General features: G+C 73.4%; 17 protein-coding genes and 1 pseudogene. 9 read left to right on the top strand and 9 right to left on the bottom strand.

What is annotated here, in order from left to right; genetic code table 11:
• Nucleotides 1-3: 3 nt before the first annotated feature.
• On the top strand, nt 4-1,347 hold the full coding sequence (locus ACFYYJ_RS32560; protein ID WP_389137703.1) for an MFS transporter: 1,344 nt from the start codon (nt 4-6) through the stop codon (nt 1,345-1,347).
• Here ACFYYJ_RS32560 and glgX read toward each other — a convergent pair.
• Nucleotides 1,332-3,446 carry a glycogen debranching protein GlgX gene (gene glgX / locus ACFYYJ_RS32565; RefSeq protein ID WP_385364632.1) on the bottom strand — a complete coding sequence of 705 codons (2,115 nt, stop codon included), beginning with the start codon at nt 3,444-3,446 and terminating at the stop codon, nt 1,332-1,334. The genes ACFYYJ_RS32560 and glgX overlap by 16 nt on opposite strands.
• Before the next feature lie 276 nt (nt 3,447-3,722).
• On the opposite strand from glgX, the gene ACFYYJ_RS32570 reads away from it, so the two are divergent.
• Both ACFYYJ_RS32570 and ACFYYJ_RS32575 read left to right on the top strand, forming a co-directional pair.
• A complete protein-coding gene (locus ACFYYJ_RS32570) occupies nt 3,723-4,982 on the top strand; it encodes an SAV2148 family HEPN domain-containing protein (RefSeq protein WP_389137706.1) in 1,260 nt (419 codons plus the stop codon).
• Nucleotides 4,983-5,097: 115 nt separating this feature from the next.
• Nucleotides 5,098-5,811 (top strand): 3'-5' exonuclease, encoded by a 714-nt coding sequence (locus ACFYYJ_RS32575; protein ID WP_385133156.1) that lies wholly within the window; start codon nt 5,098-5,100, stop codon nt 5,809-5,811.
• 22 nt (nt 5,812-5,833) lie between these two features.
• Here ACFYYJ_RS32575 and ACFYYJ_RS32580 read toward each other — a convergent pair whose 3' ends face one another.
• Entirely contained in the window at nt 5,834-6,394 is a 561-nt protein-coding gene (locus ACFYYJ_RS32580) for a TetR/AcrR family transcriptional regulator (RefSeq protein WP_385133153.1), read from the bottom strand.
• 95 nt (nt 6,395-6,489) lie between these two features.
• Here ACFYYJ_RS32580 and ACFYYJ_RS32585 point away from each other — a divergent pair, with 95 nt between their 5' ends.
• Nucleotides 6,490-7,092, top strand: a complete 603-nt coding sequence (locus ACFYYJ_RS32585) for a DUF2867 domain-containing protein (RefSeq protein ID WP_389137709.1) — start codon at nt 6,490-6,492, stop codon at nt 7,090-7,092.
• 65 nt (nt 7,093-7,157) lie between these two features.
• On the opposite strand, the gene ACFYYJ_RS32590 is transcribed toward ACFYYJ_RS32585, so the two are convergent.
• The 3 genes from ACFYYJ_RS32590 to ACFYYJ_RS32600 all read right to left on the bottom strand — a co-directional run bounded on the left by ACFYYJ_RS32590 (nt 7,158) and on the right by ACFYYJ_RS32600 (nt 9,235).
• Nucleotides 7,158-7,529 (bottom strand): hypothetical protein, encoded by a 372-nt coding sequence (locus ACFYYJ_RS32590; protein ID WP_385364627.1) that lies wholly within the window; start codon nt 7,527-7,529, stop codon nt 7,158-7,160.
• 198 nt (nt 7,530-7,727) lie between these two features.
• Entirely contained in the window at nt 7,728-8,351 is a 624-nt protein-coding gene (locus ACFYYJ_RS32595) for a hypothetical protein (protein ID WP_385364626.1), read from the bottom strand.
• 20 nt (nt 8,352-8,371) lie between these two features.
• Complete coding sequence (locus tag ACFYYJ_RS32600; RefSeq protein WP_385133144.1) at nt 8,372-9,235, bottom strand: phosphotransferase enzyme family protein; 864 nt, start codon at nt 9,233-9,235, stop codon at nt 8,372-8,374.
• Nucleotides 9,236-9,346: 111 nt separating this feature from the next.
• Between ACFYYJ_RS32600 and mgt the strand changes: the two genes are divergently transcribed.
• The 4 genes from mgt (at nt 9,347) to ACFYYJ_RS32620 (ending at nt 12,104) form a co-directional block, all read left to right on the top strand.
• Complete coding sequence (gene mgt, locus ACFYYJ_RS32605; RefSeq protein WP_389137712.1) at nt 9,347-10,567, top strand: macrolide-inactivating glycosyltransferase; 1,221 nt, start codon at nt 9,347-9,349, stop codon at nt 10,565-10,567.
• Between the two features lie 20 nt (nt 10,568-10,587).
• Entirely contained in the window at nt 10,588-11,160 is a 573-nt protein-coding gene (locus ACFYYJ_RS32610; RefSeq protein WP_385364623.1) for a DUF1697 domain-containing protein, read from the top strand.
• Between the two features lie 27 nt (nt 11,161-11,187).
• Entirely contained in the window at nt 11,188-11,538 is a 351-nt protein-coding gene (locus tag ACFYYJ_RS32615; protein ID WP_385133136.1) for a hypothetical protein, read from the top strand.
• Nucleotides 11,539-11,603: 65 nt separating this feature from the next.
• Nucleotides 11,604-12,104, top strand: coding sequence for a GNAT family N-acetyltransferase (locus ACFYYJ_RS32620; RefSeq protein ID WP_385133133.1), 501 nt, complete (start codon nt 11,604-11,606; stop codon nt 12,102-12,104).
• A 16-nt stretch (nt 12,105-12,120) separates the two neighbouring features.
• Here the strand turns inward: ACFYYJ_RS32620 and ACFYYJ_RS32625 are convergent, their stop codons facing one another.
• On the bottom strand, nt 12,121-12,966 hold the full coding sequence (locus ACFYYJ_RS32625) for an aldo/keto reductase (RefSeq protein ID WP_389137715.1): 846 nt from the start codon (nt 12,964-12,966) through the stop codon (nt 12,121-12,123).
• Nucleotides 12,967-13,010: 44 nt separating this feature from the next.
• Between ACFYYJ_RS32625 and ACFYYJ_RS32630 the strand changes: the two genes are divergently transcribed.
• Nucleotides 13,011-14,015, top strand: coding sequence for a ketopantoate reductase family protein (locus tag ACFYYJ_RS32630; protein WP_385133127.1), 1,005 nt, complete (start codon nt 13,011-13,013; stop codon nt 14,013-14,015).
• Between the two features lie 29 nt (nt 14,016-14,044).
• Here ACFYYJ_RS32630 and ACFYYJ_RS32635 read toward each other — a convergent pair whose 3' ends face one another.
• From ACFYYJ_RS32635 to ACFYYJ_RS32645, 3 genes and pseudogenes are all read right to left on the bottom strand, one after another.
• Entirely contained in the window at nt 14,045-14,410 is a 366-nt protein-coding gene (locus ACFYYJ_RS32635) for a hypothetical protein (protein ID WP_385133124.1), read from the bottom strand.
• 162 nt (nt 14,411-14,572) lie between these two features.
• Nucleotides 14,573-15,343: a sirohydrochlorin chelatase gene (locus ACFYYJ_RS32640; protein ID WP_389137717.1), complete on the bottom strand. Its 771-nt coding sequence runs from the start codon at nt 15,341-15,343 to the stop codon at nt 14,573-14,575.
• 2 nt (nt 15,344-15,345) lie between these two features.
• A pseudogene (locus tag ACFYYJ_RS32645) lies at nt 15,346-15,442 on the bottom strand (ABC transporter permease); the annotation flags it as partial.

The following is a 15,442-nucleotide window of genomic DNA, read 5'->3' on the forward strand; positions in this document are numbered from 1 at the left end:
CGGGTGGTTTCAACCGTCGACACCTATCGAAGAGTCATCGCCCTGACCGGGCCCCTCCTGCCGTTCTTCTCCTTCTTCGCCCGGCTGCCCGTCGCGATGTCCCAGTTCGGGAGCGTCCTGCTGGTGGCGGAGACCAGCGGCTCCCTCGCCACGGCCGGAATCGTCGGTGGCGTGCTGTCCGCCGGACAGGTCCTCTTCGGGCCGGTCCTGGGCCGGCTCGCCGACCGCCACGGACAGCGGCCCGTCGTGCTCGCCGCGGCCGTCGTCAACGCCGTCGCCACCGCCGGGCTCGTCGTCGGCGCACTCGGCGGGCTCGGCACCGTCCCGCTCGCCGCGATCGGCGCCGTCACCGGTGCCTCCGTACCGCTGATCGGGCCGCTCGCCCGGACCCGTTCCGTCGCCCTCGTGCACCGCGCGAAGGCCGACGAGGGCGTCATCGGGGCCGTCCACTCCATCGAAGGGACCATGGACGAGGTCTCGTTCGTCATCGGACCCGCCCTGGTCGGACTGGCCGCCCTCGTCGCCCATCCCGCCGTCGCCCTCGGCGGCGCGGCCGCGCTGGTCGCCGTCTTCGGCACCGCCTTCGCCCTCCACCCGACCGCCGCCGCCGTGGCCGGGGGCCCCGCACCCGAACGCGCCGAGGGGGTGCGCCGGGCCCGGCCCGCCGGGGTGGTGTACTCCGTGCGCGGCTCGCTCTTCCTCCAGGGCGCCATGTTCGGCGGCCTCCAGGCCGGGATCGCCTCGCTCACCGAGGAGTTGGGGGTGCCGGGCCAGGCGGGCATCGTGTACGCCGCCAACGGCGTGGTCAGTGCCGCGGTGGGGCTCTCCCTGGGTGCGCTGCCCGCCCGTTTCGGGCTCCGGCTGCGCTGGCGGGTGGCCACCGCGGCCGCCCTGCTGCTCTCCGCGCCGCTGCTGTTCACCGGCAGCCTGTGGGGGCTGTACCTGATCGTGACCCTCCTCGGCGCGGCCGTCGCACCCCACCTGATCACCGCGTTCGCGCTCACCGAGCGGCACGTGGAGCCGTCCCGGCTCGCCGAGTCGATGGCCTTCGCGACCAGCTCGCTGGTGGCGGGCCAGGCGATCGCCCTGGCCCTGTCGGGCCGGCTGGCCGAGTGGTACGGACCCTCCGGGGCCTTCGCGGTGTCGGTGGGGGCGACCGGGCTCGCCCTGGTGATCGCCCTGTGCACCAGGGTGCCCGCCGGCCGCGGCCGGACGGTGCTCGGGAGCGCCGACCCGGGCCGCGAGGACGGTGCGCCCGCGGCCCCCGGGCCGCGAGCGGCCGGTGACGCGTCGGGCGCCGACGCCGACGCGGCCCCCGACACCGCCGCCGGCTACGCCGGGCGCTGAAGCACCACCAGGCTCCGACCGGTCAGCGTCACCCGGTCCCCGGCCGCGAACTGCGGCCCGGTACCGGGTGGCGGCACCTGCTCCCGGGCGGTGTCCACCACCAGGCGCCACTGGTCGCCGTGCCCGGCAGGCAGGGTGAACTCCTGTGCGTCCGCTGCGCAGTTGAACATCAGCAGGAACGAGTCGTCGGTGATCCGCTCGCCGCGCGTGCCCGGCTCGGAGATGGCCTCCCCGTTGAGGAACACGGTCAGCGCGCGGGTGCTCTGCGCCTGCCAGTCGCGAGCCCGCATCACCTCGCCGTGCGCGGTGAACCACGCGATGTCCGACAGCTCGTCGTGGGTCCCCTCCACCGGCCGCCCGTGGAAGAACCGGCGCCGCCGGAACACCGGGTGGTCCCGCCGCAGCCACACCATCTGCCGGGTGAACTCCAGCAGCGCGGGCGCCGGTTTGCCCGGCACCGGCCAGTCCACCCAGGACAGTTCGTTGTCCTGGCAGTACGCGTTGTTGTTGCCGCCCTGGGTGCGGGCGAACTCGTCGCCGTGGCTGAGCATCGGCACGCCCTGCGACAGCATCAGCGTGGCGATGAAGTTGCGCATCTGCCGCTCGCGCAGCTCCAGCACCTCCGGCTCCTCGGTGGGACCCTCCACCCCGCAGTTCCACGACCGGTTGTGGGTCTCGCCGTCCCGGTTGCCCTCCCGGTTGGCCTCGTTGTGCTTCTCGTTGTACGAGACCAGGTCGTGCAGGGTGAAACCGTCGTGGCAGGTGGCGAAGTTGATCGAGGCCAGCGGCCGCCGCCCGTCGTCCTGGTAGAGGTCCGAGGAGCCGGTGAGGCGCCCCGCGAACTCCGCCAGCGTGCGGGGCTGCCCGCGCCACAGGTCCCGTACGGTGTCGCGGTACTTCCCGTTCCACTCGGTCCACAGCGGCGGGAAGTTGCCCACCTGGTAGCCGCCCTCGCCCAGGTCCCACGGTTCGGCGATCAGCTTCACCTGGCTGACCACCGGGTCCTGTTGGACCAGGTCGAAGAACGAGGACAGCCGGTCCACCTCGTGGAACTGCCGGGCCAGTGTGGCCGCCAGGTCGAAGCGGAAGCCGTCCACGTGCATCTCGGTGACCCAGTAGCGCAACGAGTCCATGATCAGCTGGAGCACGTGCGGGGAGCGCATCAGCAGGGAGTTCCCGGTGCCCGTGGTGTCCATGTAGTGCCGCGGGTCCTCCGTCAGCCGGTAGTACGAGGCGTTGTCCAGCCCGCGGAAGGACAGCGTCGGGCCCAGGTGGTTGCCCTCGGCGGTGTGGTTGTAGACCACGTCGAGGATCACCTCGATCCCGGCCTCGTGCAGGGCCCGCACCGCGGACTTGAACTCCAGCACCTGCTGGCCGCGGTCACCCGAGGCGTAGCCGTTGTGCGGGGCGAAGAAGCCGATCGTGTTGTAGCCCCAGTAGTTGCTCAGCCCGTCGTCGACCAGTCGGTGGTCGTTGACGAACTGGTGCACCGGCATCAGCTCCAGCGCCGTCACCCCGAGCTTGGCCAGGTGCCCGATGACCGCCGGATGGGCGAGCGCCCCGTAGGTGCCGCGCAGCTCCTCCGGCAGATCCGGGTGGCGCATGGTGAGGCCCTTGACGTGGGCCTCGTACAGCACGGTGTGGTGGTACTCGTGGCGCGGCGGCCGGTCGTTGGCCCAGTCGAAGTACGGGTTCACCACGACCGAGCTCATGGTGTGCGGGGCCGAGTCCAGGTCGTTGCGCGAGTCGGGTCGGCCGAAGTGGTAGCCGTACACCTGCTCGCCCCAGTCGACGCTGCCGCTGATCGCACGCGCGTACGGGTCGAGGAGCAGCTTCGACGCGTTGCAGCGCAGCCCGCGCTCGGGCTCGTACGGTCCGTGCACGCGGAAGCCGTACCGCTGGCCCGGCATCACGCCCGGCAGGTACGCGTGCCGGACGAAGGCGTCCGTCTCGCGCAGCTCGACGGCCGTCTCCGAACCGTCGTCGTGCAGGAGGCACAGCTCGATGCGTCGGGCTGCCTCGGAGTAGACCGCGAAATTGGTGCCGGCGCCGTCGTAAGTGGCGCCGAGCGGATACGCCTGTCCAGGCCAGACTTGCATGGATAACGACTCTTCCCGTCCTACTGCGGCTGATCCGGCGTGGACCACGTCACTGCCAGATCTTCCCCGAAAGAGGGGCCCCACACGGGGACTTGGCCGGGGTCCTACCGGGTGACCCGCAGACCTGATATGCGGGTCAGCGGACTGTCTGCGCATCGGATAATGGGTCAACGGACAACCGGTGTAAGGCTCATCGGGCTGCAGTGGGCCGCGCGCGCGGAGTACCCTTCCGTGATCACTGGAGACGGGCGTCCAGACGCAGAAGGCGGTGCACGGGTGAGCTCGGGAGGTCTGGAGCTGCCCCCTGGTGACAGCGGTCACGAGGGTGGCCCGGCGGACGCCGTGGGCGCGGCCCCCGGCGGGACGGCGGCCGCGGCGGTGTCCCTGGCCCCGCAGGCGGCCGGGAGCCCGCGGGCCGGCGCCGAGCTCGACTGGGGCGCGGAGGCCTGGAGCGAGGTCCGTACGCGGGCGCAGCGGGCGGGCCGTGCGTACATCTGGCTGAACCTGGTCGAACAGCGGCTGCGGTCGGTGGTCGGGGCGGTGCTGCGGCCGATCTACGAGCCGGTGCACGGCGAGGACGACTGGGTGGTCGCCGCCGCGGGCCCCGCCGGGCAGGAGTGGGTGCAGCGGGCGGTGGCCGTGCGGGAGGTCAGCCGGCGCAAGGGCTACCTGCTCGACCCGGCCGACGACAACGTGCTGAGCTTCCTGACCCTTCCGCAGCTGCGGGAGCTGATGGTCCAACACTGGCCGTGCTTCGAGCCGTACTTCGACGACCGGCGCGAGATCGAGCTGGCCCTGGACGAGCTGGAGGTCACCCGCAACGTGGTCTCCCGCAACCGGGCGCTGTCGCGCCCCGTGCTGGAGCAGGCGGAACGGGCCTCGGCGCGGCTCCTCGACGTACTGGGCGGCGGCGCGGGCTCGCCGGGCGCGGACCGGCTGCCGATCGACGCGGTCGAGGACCTGGTGGGCGACCGGTACGCGGACGTGATCTCCGTCCACCCCGACCGGGTGCGCCTCCAGCGCCAGCTCCCCGCGGAGGACCTCTTCGGCGGGGCGCGGCGGCTCGACGCCATCGGCATAGGCCTCAACCTGCTGGTGCAGAACTTCTCCGGGCGAAGACTCGTCCGGCTCACGGAGGCCGGCTGTCGGGTGCGGCTGCTGTTCCTGAACCCGGCGAGCAGCGCGATCAAGCGGCGCGAGCGGGAGCTGGGGCTGCGCAAGGGCGAGCTGAGCCGCTCGGTGGAGATGAACATCCTGCACGTGCGGCGCGTCCGGGCGGGCCTGGGCGACCCCTCGCGCTTCGAGATCCACGTCTTCGACGAGACCCCCCGCTTCACGGCCTACCTGGTGGAGGGCCAGTCCTCGGGCATCGCGGTCGTCCAGTCCTACCTGCGCCGCGCCCGCGGCATGGAGGCCCCGGTCCTGGTCCTGCGCGGCGGCGGCCGGGGCGTGCCGAAGGACGCGGACCACGGGCTGTTCACGACGTACCGGGAGGAGTTCGAAGCCGTGTGGGAGGACTCCCGGCCGGTGTCCTGACCCCGTCGGGGCCCCCGCCCCGGACCCGGGAGACGGCTTGTCAGTGCGGCGTGGCAGGCTGAAAGCCGTTGGCAGAAGGCGTACGGGGGAGAGGCACGACATGGGGGGATCGGGGATGAGCTGGGTCAGCGGGCCGATGGTGGCCTTCGACCTGGAGACCACGGGGACCGACATCGAGAACGACCGGATCGTCACGGCCGCGGTCGTCACGATGGAGCCGGACGGAAGGGTCGCGCGGAAGCGGACGTGGCTGCTCGATCCGGGGGTGCCCATCCCGGAGCAGGCTTCGGCGATCCACGGGATCTCCACGGAACACGCCCGGGCGAACGGATCTCCGGCCGCGCCCGCGGTCGAGGAGATAACGGGGGCGCTCGCGCAGGAGCTGGCCGCGGGCACGCCGCTCGTCGTGATGAACGCGCGGTACGACCTGACCCTGCTGGACCGCGAGTGCCGCCGCCACGGGCTCGTGCCGCTCGGCCGGCGGCTGGCGGGCCGGCCCGCGCCGGTCATCGACCCGCTCGTCCTGGACAAGCACGCCGACCGCTACCGCAAGGGCCGCCGGACCCTCCAGGCCCTCTGCGAGCACTACGGGGTCACGCTCGACGCCGCGCACGACGCGGTGGCGGACGCGCTGGCCGCGGCCGGCGCGGCCCGGCGGATGGGGGCGCGGCATGCCGCCATAGGCTCGGTGGGGCTGGCGGACCTGCACGATCTCCAGGTCCGTGCGGCGGCGGAGCAGGCGGCCTCCCTGCAGAGCTACCTGCGGCGCACCTCGGATCCCGAGGCGGTCGTGGAGCGGGCCTGGCCCGTGGTGCCGTACCGGGTCTGAGTCGCCGGTCGCCGGTCGACGGTCAGCGCAGGAGCCACTTCCGGGTCAGTTCCATGACCTCCGCGCGGCTGTGGGCGCCGTGGTCGGCGGCGACGACGTAGCTGCCGAGGCGCACGGAGAAGGTCAGCATGCAACGGACCTCGACGTCGTCCTCGTCCGGGCAGAACTCGCGGAACAGCGAACGCAGGTAGTCCATGCGCCGGTTGTCGGCGCGGCGCAGCCGCTCGGCGACGTCCTCGTCGCGCCGGGCCCAGTCGCGGATCGCGAGGTCGAGCGCCACGCCCGTCGCCGGGCCGTCGCCGAGATCGGCGACGAGTGTGAACAGCCGCTCCAGCCGGGCCCTCGCGTCCCCGCCGCCGCTCTCGACCCGCTCGATCACCGCCTCGGTGACCGAGCGCTCCCACGTGTCGAGCATCTCGTCGAGGAGCGCGCCGCGGCCCTGGAAGTAGCCGTAGAAGCCGCCCTTGCTGACGCCGAGCGCCTGCGCCAGCACCTCGATCCGGACGGCCTCGGGCCCGCCGGCGGCGAGCGCCCGCAGGCCCTCCTCGATCCACTTGCCGCGTGGTGTGCGGGTCACGCCCACGGTGTGTCTCCCCTCACGTCCACCCGTCTATACGCCACCGTATAGACGGGTGCTAGCCTTCTTCTATACGGCATCGTATAGACAGGAGCTTGCTCGTGAGACTCCCGAAGACCGCGCACACCTCCCGCCCCTGGCGGATCCACGAGATCGCGGGCGACTTCCACGTCGAGGACGTCTGGGAACTGCCCACACCGGGCGGACCGGACGACCTGGCCCTGCTCGTGGACCAGTTCGCGAACGGCGAGGGGGACCCCGTGCGCTCTCCCGTGGGCCGCGCGCTGTTCGCCATCCGTTGGAAGCTCGGCGCCCTGCTGGGCTGGGACGAGCCCTCCGACGGCCTCGGTGCCCGGGTCCCCTCGTTGCGCGACCGACTCCCGGCGGACCTCCGCGAGGGCCCCCGGGGCCCGGACCCCAAGTCGGTTTCCTTCACCTCCGTCTACCTGACCCACGACGAGTGGGCGGCGGAGATGGCCAACCGGACCGTGCACGGGGTGATGCACATCGGCTGGGTCCCGGACGGATCCGGCGGCCACCACGGCCGGATGACCGTCCTGGTCAAGCCCAACGGCCGCCTCGGCGCCCTGTACATGCTGGGCATCAAGCCCTTCCGCTACCTGGGCGTGTACCCGGCACTGATCCGAGGCATCGGTCGTGAATGGGAACGGCGCGCCGCCGCGAGGAGCGCGGGCGCCTCCTAGGGCCCGGGGCGCGGTCGCCCCGGCGCCGCACCGGACGCTGGCGCGCGGGCGGACTCCGTGTCCCGTCAGCCGGTGCCCGCGAGTGCCGTCGCGACCAGCAGGGCCAGCAGCGCGGCGGCCCGGCGGCCGTGGCGCCTCTCGCTCATCAGCGCCCGGGCCGACGCGCCGGCGAAGAGCGGCATCAGCAGGGCCCGTGCCGTGTCCCGGTCCAGGGACACCCGCCGATCCGAGAGCAGCACACCGGCTGCGAAGCCGAGCAGCGTGGCGATGACCACGGGCAGCTCGAACGAGGGCTCCGTCCGGCGGATCCGCCGGGCATCGCGGGCGCGGACCGCACGGAAGTGCCGGACGACGCAGGCGCCCAGGGCCAGCGCGGTGACGGCCGAGGCGAGGGCCGCCGCGCCTTCCCAGAGGCTGGGCGGGAGGGTGTGGTTCATGGTGCGGCCGGCTTCTCGGGTGACGGCGGGTGGGGCGGGGCCACGACCCGGCCCCGTACCGGAGCCTTCGGTTCCGGCACGTGATGGTCACACACCGCCCGCGAGGTGCTCACGGCGGGGCGCCGGGACGGGGGCAGCGGGACGGCGCGCGGCGTTCCCGTTCGGCGCGCCCGGTGGGCCCGCTCGTCCGGGCCGGAGCTACTTCGGCGACTCTTCCCCGGCCAAGCTGCCGCTGTACTCGATGTGGATCTCCCGCGCGCTGTCGTCGCCGTGGTCCAGCCGCGCGCAGTAGTGCCGGTCGGCGGCGTGGCCCGGGCCGTGCGCGGCCACGTCGTGGAAGTGGCCCGCGGTCTCCCGGAACGCCTTCGCGCTGCCCGTCACGAACAGCGTCTCGGCGTGGACGTGATGGTGGAACAGGTCGCGGTTCTCCGCGTGGTGCAGCGCTTCCCAGTCGATCTCCGGCCGGGCGGTGGAGACCGTGACGGTGCGGCGCCGGCCCGCGCCGAGCCGCCCCCGCAGTTCCTTCCAGCGCGAGGGCGCGAACTGGAGCGAGTGGTGCAGCAGGACCAGGTCGAGCGGGCGCGACCCCGCGTCCCCCGGGGCGCCGGCGCGGCGCAGCGGCACGTGGACCAGGGCGCGCGGCGACGTGGCGGCCAGGCCCCACAGCCCGCCGAGGAGCCGAGCCGCTCCCTGATCGACGTACGCGCCCAGGAACCAGTCGTCCTCGACGAGCAGCGCGCGCTCCGGCGGGCGGGCGGGGCGGATCACCGTGAACTCCCGCGGGCCGAGCCGGGGCCGGTGGATGGTGACGGGAAAGCGCATGATCCTTTGATAGGCGGCGCTCAGAAGGAATGCCAGCGGGTTTCCCGGTCGCCGGCCCGCAGTGATTCCACCCGGCGGCGGAATTCGACCAGGGCCTTCGGGTTGGCGGGGGCGTGCTGGGAGACCCAGGCGCAACTGGCCGTCTCCCGGGCGCCGCGCAGGACCGCGCAGCCCTCCCAGTCGCGGACGTCCCACCCGTAGGTCGCCACGAAGGACTCGTACGCCCCGGCGGGCAGGCCGTACCGGTCGCGCTGGAGGGCCATCACCACCAGGTCGTGCTCGCGCAGATCGGCCGACACCGTCTCCAGGTCGACCAGGACCGGGCCGTCCGGGCCCACGTGGACGTTGCGGGGCAGGGCGTCGCCGTGGATCGGGCCCCGGGGCAGGTGCGGGGTCAGGGCGGCGACCTCGCCGGCGTAGGCGTCGCGGCGCGCCCTCAGGTATGCCGAGTCCGCCGGGTCGACGGCTTCCCCGGCCAGCCGCAGCCAGCGTTCGACCCCGCCCAGCAGGTCCCGCGCGGGCAGTTCGAACGGCGCCGCGGGCAGGGCGTGGAGCCGCCGCAGCAGCGCCGCCAGGTCCTCGGGTCCGGCCGGCCGCACCGCGTCCGGGAGTCGGTGCCACAGGGTCAGCGGGTGACCGTCCACCAGTCGGGGCTTCGGTTCGGCCGCGCGCACCGCCGGGACCCCGCACTCGGCGAACCAGCCCGCCACCGCCAACTCCCGCTCGGCGCGCTCCAGCAGGGCCGCCTCCCGGCCCACCTTCACGACCAGGTCGCCGACCGCGAACACGGCGTTCTCCCCGAAGGAGAGCAGCGCGGCGCCGCTCCGGCCGCCGCCGTCCAGGCCCGCGGCGCCCAGTACGTCCCTGGCCCGCGCCTCGTCCATGTGGTCCTCCGCATCCGGCTCGTCGGCAATGCGCCAAGTCTCCCATCCGGATCACGCGGTGCCCCGCATTCACGGTTGCACGAGACGTATCGTCTCGTTACGGTGAGGGGCATGACCTCAGCAGCCAAGCCCGCGCACATCGCCATGTTCTCCATCGCCGCCCACGGGCACGTGAACCCGAGCATCGAAGTGATCCGGGAACTCGTCGCCCGGGGCCACCGCGTCAGCTACGCCATTCCCGCGGCCTTCGCCGAGAAGGTCGCGGAGACCGGCGCCACCCCCGTGATCTACACCTCCACCCTTCCCACCGACGACGACCCCGAGGCATGGGGCACCGAACTCATCGACCACCTCGAACCCTTCCTGCACGACGCCGTCCAGGCCCTCCCGCAGCTCGCCGACGCCTTCGCGGGCGACGAGCCGGACCTGGTCATCCACGACATCACCTCCTACCCGGCGCCCGTCCTGGCCCACCGCTGGGGCGTCCCCGCCGTGTCCCTCTCCCCGAACCTGGTCGCCTGGGAGGGGTACGAGGAGGAGGTGGCCGAGCCGATGTTCGCCGCGCTGAAGGCGTCCGAGCGCGGAAAGGCGTACTACGCCCGGTTCGCCGCGTGGCTCACCGAGAACGGCCTCGGCGACCAGGTCGACCGCTTCCAGGGCCGCCCGCGCCGCAGCCTCGTCCTCATCCCCAAGGCGCTCCAGCCCCACGCGGACCGCGTCGACGCATCCGTGTACACCTTCGTCGGCGCCTGCCAGGGCGACCGTTCCGCCACGCGGGGCACCTGGCGGAGGCCGGCCGCCGCCGAGGGCAGGAAGGTGCTGCTGGTCTCCCTGGGCTCCGCCTTCACCAAGCAACCCGCCTTCTACCGTGCGTGCGCGCAGGCCTTCGGGGACCTGCCCGACTGGCACGTCGTCCTGCAGATCGGCAAGTTCACCGACGAGGCCGAACTGGGCCCGGTCCCGGCCAACGTCGAAGTGCACCGGTGGGTCCCCCAGCTCGACATCCTGCGCCAGGCAGACGCCTTCATCACCCACGCGGGCGCCGGCGGCAGCCAGGAGGGCCTCGCCACCGCCACCCCGATGGTCGCCGTCCCGCAGGCCGTCGACCAGTTCGGCAACGCCGACACGCTGGCCGCCCTCGGCGTGGCCCGTCACGTCCCCATGGAACGGGCGGACGCGGAGACGCTCCGGGAGGCCGTGCTCGGACTCCTCGCCGACCCCGAGGTCGCCGTCCGCGCCGAAGCCCTCCGCGCGGCGATGGCCGGCGAGGGCGGCACCCGGCGGGCCGCCGACCTGATCGAAGCCGAGCTGTCCCAGGGCGCGTTGTCGTAGCCGGGGCCTACGCTGCCCCCATGGCGAAGGCGAAGAAGTACGCGGCGCTGCTGCGCGGCATCAATGTCGGCGGGAAGAAGAAGGTCCCGATGGCCGAGCTGCGCTCCGTGCTGGAGGGGCTCGGCCACGCGGACGTGGCGACGTACCTGCAGAGCGGCAACGCCGTCTTCAGCAGCACGAGCGAGGAGCCGGCCGCGCTCGCCCGGGAGCTGGAGGGGGCCATCGAGGAGCACTTCGGCTTCCCGGTGGCCTGCCTGGTGGTCGACGGGGACTACCTGCGCGCCGTCGCCGAGGCCTGCCCCTTCCCGGCCGCCGAGCTGGAGGGCAAGCAGCTCCACGCCACCTTCCTCTCCGAGGACCCCGGCGCGGACCGCTTCGCCGCGATCGACGCGTCCGCGTACCTCCCGGAGGAGTACCGGCTCGGCGACCGCGTCGTCTACCTCTACGCCCCGAACGGCCTGGGCCGCTCCGAACTGGGCGCGGCCCTGCACAAGCCCTCGCTCCTCAAGGGCCTGGACGCCACCACCCGCAACTGGAACACCGTCGCCAAACTCGTCGAACTGACCGGCTCCCAGGACACCGCACGTCCGTAAACCGACCCGAACGACAGGAGTGGTTCCGTGGCCGCGTTACGCCGCCCGTCCCGCAGGACGGCGATCCGCCTCACCCTGGCCGCCGCCCTGACGGCCGCCGGCGCCTTCGCCGTTCTGCGGGGCCCGGCGACGGGCCTGCTCCCCGAAGCGACATGGGGCGTTTGGCGCTCCCGGGAAGTGCCGCACTGGTCGGTGTACATCCGCGTCAACACGTGGGCGCACGCCGCCGAAGCGGAGATCCACATGGGCAAGTCCGAGGGGATCACGCTCAAGGCGTACGGCGAGGACGCCCACGGCACCACGAGCATGCACCCCACCGCCTTCACCCTCACCCCCGACGGGAAGCTCACCGTGCGCGAACTCGCCTCCGCCGACTGATACTTGAACGGGAGCCTCCGGACGGGGCCTCCGGCCATCCCCGCGACATCGAGGAACGAGCGACAGTGATCACCACAGAACGCCTCCGGCTGCGCCCGCTCACCGAAGCGGACACCGACTGGTGGGTGCGTCTCCACGCAGACGAAGAGGTCAACCGGTTCGTCGGCGGCTACACCGCGGAGCAGGCCGCGGCACGCCTGCGGGCGATAGGGCGGCAGTGGGCCGAGCGCGGTCACGGGCTGTGCGCCGTCGAACTGCGCAGTACCGGCGAGGCGATCGGACGCTCCGGGCTGTTCTGGTGGGAGCAGTTCGACGAGACCGAGATCGGCTGGACCTTCGCCCGCGAACACTGGGGCCGGGGCTACGCCACCGAAGCGGCCCGGGCGGTGCTCGCATGGGGCTTCGGGACCCTGGGGCTCGAACAGATCACCGCGATGATCCACCCCGGCAACACCGGCTCCGCCGCCGTCGCCCGGCGCCTCGGGTTCACGCCCCTGCGCGAGGACACGATCCTCGACCGCCCCTGCACCGTCTACGGCCTGTCGGGCCCCCAGGAGACGGCCTAGCCCCCCAGGAGACGGCCTAGCCGAGGGCGTCCAGCAACTCCAGCTCCCGCGCCGTGAGGCGGATCGTCGCCGCGTCCAGGTTCTCCGCCAGGTGGGCCGGGGAACCGGTACCGGGCGTCGGGCACAGCACCGGGGAGTGGTGCAGCAGCCACGCCAGGGCGATCTGGCCCGGGCCCGCCCCGTGGGCCGCGGCCACCGAGGTGACGGCCGCCGCGCTCTCCCGGGTCAGGGAACCGCTGCCCAGCGGGTAGTACGGGAGGAAGGCGATCCCGTTCGCCTCGCACACCGCGAGGACCTCCGCCGACGTGCGGTTCATCAGGTTGTACGCGTTCTGGACCGAGGCGATCGGCACCGAGTCGAGAGCCAGGCGGAGCTCCTCGGCCGTGACCGTGTCCAGACCGATGTGCCGGATCTTGCCCTCCGCCCGCAACTCACCCAGCGCACCCAGCTGTTCGGCCATCGGCACGGCCGGATCGAACCGGTGCAACTGGTAGAGGTCGACGCGTTCCAGCCGAAGCCGCCGCAGGCTCGCCTCGCACTGCCGGCGCAACTGCTCCGGGCTGCCCGCCACGTGCCACTGATCGGGGCCGGTGCGCACCACCCCGCCCTTCGTGGCGACGACGAGCCGGTCCCCGTACGGATGAAGGGCCTCGGCGATCAGCTCCTCGGCCAGGTCGGGGCCGTAGTTGTCGGCGGTGTCGATGAGAGTGACCCCGCGTTCGACCGCCGTCCGCAGCAACGCGCGGGCCTCGGCGCGGCCCGCGCGCGGACCCCAGTAGCCGGGGCCCACCAGGCCGCCCGTACCGAAGCCCAGCCGTCGCAGGGGAAGGTCGCCGCCCAGTGTGAACGTCTCGTTCGCCATGCCCCGACCGTAACCCAGGGGGCCGGGTGTGCCAGGCTCCTCCCATGCGCTACATCATCATCGGAGCGGGCGCGGTGGGCGCCACCATCGGCGGACGGCTCGCGGAAGCGGGCGGCGAGGTGGTCCTCGTCGCGCGCGGAGCCCACGCGGAGGCCCTGCGGGCCGACGGGCTGCGGCTCACGACCGCCGACGGGGAGCGGGTGCACCGGCTGCCGGTGGTCACGGCCCCGGCCGAGCTGGGCCAACTGCGCCCCGACGACGTGCTGCTGCTGACCGTGAAGACCCAGGACGCGATCGCCGCGCTCGACGCGTGGGGCGACGCGGAGGTAGCGGGCGGCGGCACGGCCGCGCAGCGGCTGCCGGTGCTGTGCGCGCAGAACGGCGTGGAGAGCGAACGCCTCGCGCTCCGGCGCTTCGCGCGCGTGTACGGGGTGTGCGTGTGGCTGCCGTCCACCTTCCTGGAGCCGGGCGTCGTCTCGGCGCTGTGCGCGCCGCTGACCGGCATCCTGCACCTGGGCCCGGCGGCGGGCGGCCCCGCCGACCGGACGGCCCGGGCGGTCGCGGCCGACCTCGACAAGGCGGGTTTCGAGGCGCCGGTGGTCGAGGACGTGATGCGGTGGAAGCACGCGAAGCTGCTGGGGAACCTCGGCAACGCGATCCAGGCGACGACGGGCCCCGAGCCGGAGCCCGCGAAGGCCGCGCTGCTGCTGCGGGCCGTCCGGGAGGGGAAGGCCGCCTTCGCGGCGGCGGGCATCGCGTACGCCTCCGAGGCGGAGCAGGCAGCCGCGCGCGACGGCAAGGTCGAGCAGCCGGCGGGGGTCCGGGGCGGGTCGTCCTGGCAGAGCCTGGCGCGGGGCACCGGGTCGGTGGAGGCGGACTACCTCAATGGGGAGATCTCGCTGCTGGGCCGCCTGCACGGGGTCCCGACACCCGTGAACGACGTACTGCGGCAGGCGGCGAACATCTTCGCCCGCGAGTCGCTCCCGCCGGGCGCGATGACCATCGCGGACCTGACCGCCCTCGCGGACGAGGCCGCGGCCCGGGGCTGATCCTCCCGGCCGCGGCGCCCGGCCGTGGGTCAGGAGGTGCGCTTGAGGGTCCAGGTGTTGGCGTTGAAGCTGGGGACGGCCGAGTAGCGGCAGCCGCTGGAGTAGTAGGAGCTGACGATGGTCCAGCCGGCCGGGGGCCACGTGGAGCCGCAGGCGTTGACCTGGGTGCCGACCGGGTAGCCCCGGAGGTCCTTGATCTGCTTGCTGTTGGGGTTGAAGCCCGAGCCGCACCCGCCGCTGTTCCACCACTGGACGTCCACCCAGCCGTCCGGGGTGAGCGTGCTGGAACACATGTTGACCGTGTCGCCGGGCGCCGCGGAGGCGGGGCTCGCGGTGATCCCGAGGGCGGTGACGGCCAGCGTGGCCAGAGCGGCGGCGTACCGGGTGCGGATCATGAGGGATTCCCTTTCGCGCGCACTGGGATCGCCGCCGACCGTCGGCGGGCCTGACCAGGCGCCGAGCCCATTGCATCCGACCGTCCACGATGCGGACAGTGATCTTTTGGGCATAACTCCGCGACGGTTTAAAGCCGCTCGAAGCGGGTGTCCGCGCCGAGGTCAGGCGGTCAGGGCCGCGAGGCGGGCCGGCGCGGCCGCCGCGGCCCCGTCGTAGCGGAGCAGCAGCAGGCGGGCCAGCTCCGGGGCCGCGCCCAGGACCCCGGCCAACACGTCCGCACCCGCGGCCTCCGCGCCGGCGGCGATGCGGTCCGGCAGCCGGCCCGGGGCGATGACGTACGGGGCGACGGCCACGCGGGCGAAGCCCTCGGCGCGCAGGGCCCGTACGGCGTCCTCCGTACGGGGAAGGGCAGCGGAGGCGAACGCAGGCCGCACGGCGCACCAACCGGTACGCCGCCACTCCCGCGCGGTTTCAGCGATCACTGCGATCGCCTCCGGGTCTGTGGATCCGGCGGACGCGAGCACCACCGCGGTGGTGGAGCGGTCCGCCGGGGTGAGGCCGGCTTCGGTGAGCCGGCGCTCCAGGGCTTCGAGGAGGAGCGGGGACGGTCCGAGGACGTCGGCCACCCGCACGGACAGCCCCGGCAGCCGGTCCGAGGACTCGGCCAGCACCGCGGGGACGTCCGACTTGGCGTGGAAGGCGCGGGTCAGCAGCAGCGGGAGCGCCACCACGTCACGTACGCCCGAGAGGTAGAGCGAGGTCAGGACCTGACCCACCGAGGGGCCGTCGAAGTCCAGGAAGGCCGTCTCCACCCGCAGCCCCGGCCGCAGCGAACGGACGCGCCGGGTCAGGGCGTGCACGGTCTCCGCGTGCCGCGGATCGCGGCTGCCGTGGGCTATGACGAGCAGGGCGGGAGCCTGAGCCGGAGCCATGACTAGCTCTTCACCAGGAGGCCGCGGCTGCGCAGGACCCAGCGTTCGGCGGGGCTGAAGATGAGCAGGTCGATGGCGATGCCGACGACGAGGATGAGG

Source organism: Streptomyces sp. NPDC002467, from assembly GCF_042889825.1.
Classification (GTDB): domain Bacteria; phylum Actinomycetota; class Actinomycetes; order Streptomycetales; family Streptomycetaceae; genus Streptomyces.